A 5,114-nucleotide genomic window follows, 5' to 3' on the forward strand; every position below is an offset into this window, starting at 1 on the left:
CCTGGCGGTCGGCGCGGACAACGTGCTGGACGAGTATCCGGACGCGGCCCCTCTGGGTCTCAACTCGACCGGCAACACGCCGTTCTCGACCTACTCGCCGTTCGGCTATTCCGGCCGCTTCGTCTACGCGAAAGCCACCCTCGAATTCTGATCCGGACATATCGGATCTGAAACCAGCGCCGCCTCCGAAAGGGGGCGGCGTTTTTCGTTTTCCCACCAGCCGCGATCCGCTCTAGGGTGCGCTCAGCTACCGGGAGAACACAATGGCGCGCGCGAAGGCAAACGGGATCGAGATCGAGTATGACACGCTGGGCAGCGCGAATGACCCCGCAGTCCTTTTGGTGATGGGATTTGCGTTGCAGATGACGCGCTGGCCGGAGGGGCTGAAGCGCGGGCTGGCGGATGCGGGCTTCAGGGTGATCTGGTTCGACAACCGGGACGTGGGACTGTCGACCGAGTTCACGCAGTATGTGCCGCCCTCTCCCATGGACGTGCTGACCGCCGCGATGACCGGGCAGGATGCGAGCAGGCTTGTTCCGTACACGCTCAATGCCATGGCAGCGGACGCAGCCGGCCTGCTGGACGCACTTGGCATCGGGAAGGCGGATATACTGGGCGTGTCGATGGGCGGGATGATCGGGCAGCTGATGGCGCTTGAGCATCCGCACAAGGTGAGGAAACTCATTCCGGTGATGACGACGTCGGGTGACCCGCTGCTGCCACCGGCGACCCCGGAAGCGATGGCGGCGCTGACCGCCGTGCCAGCCTCGCGAACGCCGGAGGCCATCGGAGATATCGCGGTGCAAGCCCAGCATGCCATCGGTTCGCACCCGGACCTGAGGAACAGCGCCGGGATCATCCGTGCACGGGCGATCGAGGATTTCCACCGGTCTGACCGTCCGTTCGGCATGGCGCGCCAGTATACCGCGATCCTCGGCACGCCGCGCTGGCATGAACGGCTCGCAAGGGTGAAAGCGCCGACACTGGTGCTGCACGGCGCAGATGATCCGCTGATCCGTCCGGCGGCGGGGCAGGATATCGCGCGGCGTATTCCGGGCGCGGTGTTCAAGTCATACCCGAACTGGGGCCACGATCTTGCGGACAAGATGTCGGACGTGCTGGTGGCGGATATCGTGCCGTTTCTGAGGGCTTAGGCATATCCCTCCCCACTCGGGCAAGCAGGAGAGGGAGCAAGGATCAGCGGATCGCCACCGGATTGATGATCGCCTGCACGGCGCCTTCGAGCCTTGGCGCGCCAAGCGTGAAGAAGAATTCCGTGACCCCGTCGGCGGCGAGTTCCGTCGTCACCATATTCTCGAGAATGTAGACACCGTTCTTGGCGAGCAGCGTCAGGTGCACGTCGAAGGGGCGCGCTTCCGTCTCGAAGGGGATCACTTCTAGCGCCCATGTATCGGCGCCGATGGCGACGACGCCGAGATCGGCGAGGTATTGTGCGCCTTCGACGCCGAGGCCGGGCTCCACGGGCGAGAGTTCGGTGCTGCCTTCCTGCGATTTCATCGTGCCCGTGTGGAAGAGAACGATGTCGCCCTTACCGATAGTGACGCCGGCGGCGGTAGCGGCGGCTTCGATTTCGGCGCGGTTGAAGGCGGTGCCGGCAGCGACCGGATCACCGAAAGCTTTCGTCATGTCGAGCAGTAGGCCGCGCGTGGCAACGGGCGGCAATGTGTGCGTGCCAAACTGGGTGAGGCCGCCCGTGGTGACGAAGTCAGCGACGGGAACACCGTTATAGTAACGGTGGTCGATGCCCATATGACCGAGGCCGTCGAGCTGGCTGCCAATGCCGACATAGGTGTTGACGAGATCATCATTACCCACCGCCCTGTTCTCGCCGAGGGGCGTGCCCGAACCGTCCGACAACTGAAGAACCGTCATATTGAACGTGCGCGGGCCATAGGCGGGAGTTTTTTTGCCCGTCACCTGACCGAGCGCGTATGTCTTGCCAGTGGTGATTAACTTCGCTGCCTCGGCGGTTTTCTGCGGGGACAGATTGTTCATCGCGCCGAGCCGGTCGTCGACGCCGTAGCGGGACGGATACCAGCCTTCGGATTTCGTCTCGGTCTTGGCCGCGGCAGCGGGCGCCTCGGCGCTCGACAGGTGGCCGCATGCGGCGAGCAACGCCGTGCCGGCGATCAGAATGCGTTTCATCATGTCTCCTCCCTCAATGTTTGGGCAGAGCGTAACCGGGCGCGCGCCCTTGGCAAGAGTGTCAGGCGCGGCGCACAAGAAATCCCGCGCGCGGGAAGTGGACATGGACTGTCTCAGCCTCCGGCGTGAAGCGGCGCAGGATCATGCGCTGCGAATCGGCGTGTACCAGTTCGCCTTCAACCCAGTCCTGACCGTAATCGTCCGGCGCGACGGCAACCTGCTCACCCGGCGAGAATTCCTGCGGCTCGTTGCGTGTGGTGGCGGCTACCAGACGCGGCGCAGCGCCCTTCGCAATTGCAACCGCTTCCTTCGCGGTGATTGTCTCCGGCGTTTGGCCTTCAGCTTCTGCGAGGCGGCGATACCAGGCCGCTGTCAGCGGCGCATTCTCAAGGCAGGCATCGGCAAATTCGGGCACCGCTGATTTCATCCACCAGACGTTCATGTAGGCATGGACATCGACAAGTCCGGGCTTGGCCCCGATCAGGTAATTGCCGCTGCCGGCGCCCTTGCCGCCGGCAAGGCGTTCCTCGATCAGCATCAGGCGCGCGCGCCACTGGTCGCGCATCATCGGCGCAACTGCTTTCATCGCCGGAATGTTGAACGGGCGCCCCGAAAGCAGTTCCCGGTCCTTGATGAACGCTTCCGGCACATTGTCGCCCATATGGCCGAAGATCACCGCGACGGAGGACTGGAACCAGCGCGAGTCCGCCCAGCCCGCGACGATCTGCGCGAGACCCTCATGGCCAGGCAGCTTCAGCGAATGCAATGGATAGCGCGCTTCAATCTCACGCAGGATGATGGCGGAATCGCAGTAAACGTCGGCGCCAATTTGCAACACGGGAATGCGCCGGTAGCCGCCGGTGAGCGCAATGAGATCCGGCTTCGGCATGATCACCGGCTGCTCGACGCGCGCATAGGCGAGATTCTTGAGCTTCAGCGCCAGGCGCACTTTTTCCGAAAACGGAGACGAGGGATATTCGTGCAGGATGATGCTGCGTGCGTCGGCCATATGGATTCGCGAGCCTCCCCGGTTTGCGAGCGCTGCACTTTGCGTGATCGCGGGGTCAGGTAAAGGGGGCAAAAATTGCCTCTTGTGGTGCAGCGCAAGAAACGGGTGGCGCGCAGCGGCAGGCAGGCGCATTTTGGGCGCATGTTTGATGAACAAGCCCCTCTAGACGAACGCGCCCGCGCCTATGACCGGATGGCGAAAGCCCTGGAATGGCTGGGCGAGACCTGGCCGGACTGGCCGGACCTTGAAGCCGCCGCTTGCTCGGTGGGCCTCTCGCCGCACCATTTCCAGCGCGAGTTCACCCGCTGGGCCGGGATAAGTCCCAAGCAATATCAGGGCGCCCTCGCCCATGGCGCGGCCGGCGACATGCTGCGCGCCGGCGCGAGCGTCCTGGACGCGGCGCTGGAGACCGGCCTGTCCGGTCCCGGACGTCTGCATGACCTGTTCATTGCGCACGAAGGCCTGACCCCCGGCGAGGCAAAGGCCGGCGGCAAGGGCGCCGAACTTGTGATAGGCCGCGCGCCGACGCCCTTCGGGCTGGGCGCCTGGCTGATCGGCCCGCGCGGGCTGGTGGCGCTGGGTTTCATCGACGAGGGCGCTCCCGCCCGCACCGGCTTCGCGCATCAGGGACGCGGCGAAGCGGACGCGTTCGCGGACCTCGCCGCGCGCTATCCCGGCGCATCGATCCGTCACGATGACGGCGAGGCGGAACGCTTTGCCTCACGCGTATTTGAAGCGGGCGAGCCCCTGCCCGTCTGCCTTTATGGCACGCCCTTCCGGCGGCAGGTCTGGCGGGCGCTCCTGGAGATTCCGGCCGGTGAGACGCGCACCTATGGCGCGCTGGCGGGCCGGATTGCGGCGCCGAAGGCGGCCCGGGCCGTTGGCGCGGCGGTCGGGGGGAACCCGGTCAGCTGGTTCATCCCCTGCCACCGGGCCCTTGCAGCCGATGGCCGGCTGCATAACTATCACTGGGGCATCGCGCGGAAACGCGCCATGCTCGTCTACGAACGCGCGCACCGGGCCTGATTTTCCGCCCCCGGGCGCCGAACCCGGAACAAAGCGGCCTGCCATGTATGTCTATCTTACCCTCGTCGTCGCTGTGGCCGCCTGGGGACTGCACCTCGCTTATCGCTGGAAACAGGCGAAGGCCTTCGCGCCCGAACTGCTGAAGGTGCGCAAGGCCTCCGGGGAGTTGCCGGAAGCTGTGAAGGAGGAAGAGTTCACGGACCTCTACCTGCGCGCTGAAGGGCCCCGCCGGGGCACTTATGTCTATGCCTGCGCCGCGTTCATCACCGTGCTGCTGGCGCCGCTGTCGGCGGCGTTCAATACCGTGTGGATCGCCCTCTGGCGCCTGACCGGGGAACAGCCGGTGTTCGAGGTGGGCACACTGATCCACACGTTCAGCTTTTTTCTGGCCTTCCTCGGCCTTACCGTCGGCCTCCTGACGCTGGCCATGCACCGCTATCACACCCTCACCCCGCCCAGCCTGAAACAGGTGATGCGCATCCTTCGGGAGACCCAATCATGAGCGTAGAATTCCTGCACGCGATGGTGCGCGTCGGCGATGTCGAGGCGGCCAAGCGCTTCTTCTGCGACGGCCTCGGCCTTGCCGAAGTGACGCGCTACGACAATGAGGCGGGCCGCTTCACGCTGGTGTTCCTCGCCGCCCCTGCGGATATCGAACGTAATGGCGGCGTGCCGCCCGGCGCGTCGCCGACCTCACTGAACATCCCGATGATCGAGCTGACCTGGAACTGGGACGAGAAGGACTATTCCGGCGGGCGCAATTTCGGCCACCTCGCCTATCAGGTCGACGACATCTACGCCGCCACGCAGCGCTTTGCCGACCTCGGTGTCACCATCTCCCGCCCGCCGCGGGATGGCCGCATGACCTTCATCCGCTCGCCGGACGGCATCTCCGTTGAACTGCTGCAAAAGG

Annotated in this window: 6 protein-coding genes; 4 read left to right on the forward strand and 2 right to left on the reverse strand. The window is 65.0% G+C overall.

The window, feature by feature from the left end:
• Window positions 1–263 precede the first annotated feature (263 nt).
• Complete coding sequence (locus WEA77_RS05365) at window positions 264–1,154, forward strand: alpha/beta fold hydrolase (RefSeq protein WP_368066839.1); 891 nt, start codon at window positions 264–266, stop codon at window positions 1,152–1,154.
• A gap of 43 nt (window positions 1,155–1,197) precedes the next feature.
• On the opposite strand, the gene WEA77_RS05370 is transcribed toward WEA77_RS05365, so the two are convergent.
• Both WEA77_RS05370 and WEA77_RS05375 read right to left on the reverse strand, forming a co-directional pair.
• Window positions 1,198–2,169 (reverse strand): cyclase family protein, encoded by a 972-nt coding sequence (locus WEA77_RS05370; protein WP_368066840.1) that lies wholly within the window; start codon window positions 2,167–2,169, stop codon window positions 1,198–1,200.
• Between the two features lie 58 nt (window positions 2,170–2,227).
• Window positions 2,228–3,175: a glutathione S-transferase family protein gene (locus WEA77_RS05375; RefSeq protein WP_368066841.1), complete on the reverse strand. Its 948-nt coding sequence runs from the start codon at window positions 3,173–3,175 to the stop codon at window positions 2,228–2,230.
• A gap of 141 nt (window positions 3,176–3,316) precedes the next feature.
• Here WEA77_RS05375 and WEA77_RS05380 point away from each other — a divergent pair, with 141 nt between their 5' ends.
• The 3 genes from WEA77_RS05380 to WEA77_RS05390 form a co-directional block, all read left to right on the forward strand.
• Window positions 3,317–4,201 (forward strand): methylated-DNA--[protein]-cysteine S-methyltransferase, encoded by an 885-nt coding sequence (locus tag WEA77_RS05380; RefSeq protein WP_368066842.1) that lies wholly within the window; start codon window positions 3,317–3,319, stop codon window positions 4,199–4,201.
• A 43-nt stretch (window positions 4,202–4,244) separates the two neighbouring features.
• Window positions 4,245–4,703 (forward strand): hypothetical protein, encoded by a 459-nt coding sequence (locus WEA77_RS05385; RefSeq protein WP_368066843.1) that lies wholly within the window; start codon window positions 4,245–4,247, stop codon window positions 4,701–4,703.
• The coding region (locus WEA77_RS05390; protein ID WP_368066844.1) for a VOC family protein at window positions 4,700–5,114 on the forward strand (415 nt) is incomplete at its 3' end. The genes WEA77_RS05385 and WEA77_RS05390, both read left to right, overlap by 4 nt.

This window comes from Hyphomonas sp. (assembly GCF_040882205.1).
In the GTDB taxonomy this organism is placed as follows: domain Bacteria; phylum Pseudomonadota; class Alphaproteobacteria; order Caulobacterales; family Hyphomonadaceae; genus Hyphomonas.

What these genes read in the sequence shown, in the direction of transcription:
- WEA77_RS05375 (WP_368066841.1), bottom strand. Translation starts at nt 3,175, where the DNA reads ATGGCCGACGCACGCAGCATCATCCTGCACGAATATCCCTCGTCTCCG.
- WEA77_RS05380 (WP_368066842.1), top strand. Translation starts at nt 3,317, where the DNA reads ATGTTTGATGAACAAGCCCCTCTAGACGAACGCGCCCGCGCCTATGAC.
- WEA77_RS05370 (WP_368066840.1), bottom strand. Translation starts at nt 2,169, where the DNA reads ATGATGAAACGCATTCTGATCGCCGGCACGGCGTTGCTCGCCGCATGC.
- WEA77_RS05385 (WP_368066843.1), top strand. Translation starts at nt 4,245, where the DNA reads ATGTATGTCTATCTTACCCTCGTCGTCGCTGTGGCCGCCTGGGGACTG.
- WEA77_RS05365 (WP_368066839.1), top strand. Translation starts at nt 264, where the DNA reads ATGGCGCGCGCGAAGGCAAACGGGATCGAGATCGAGTATGACACGCTG.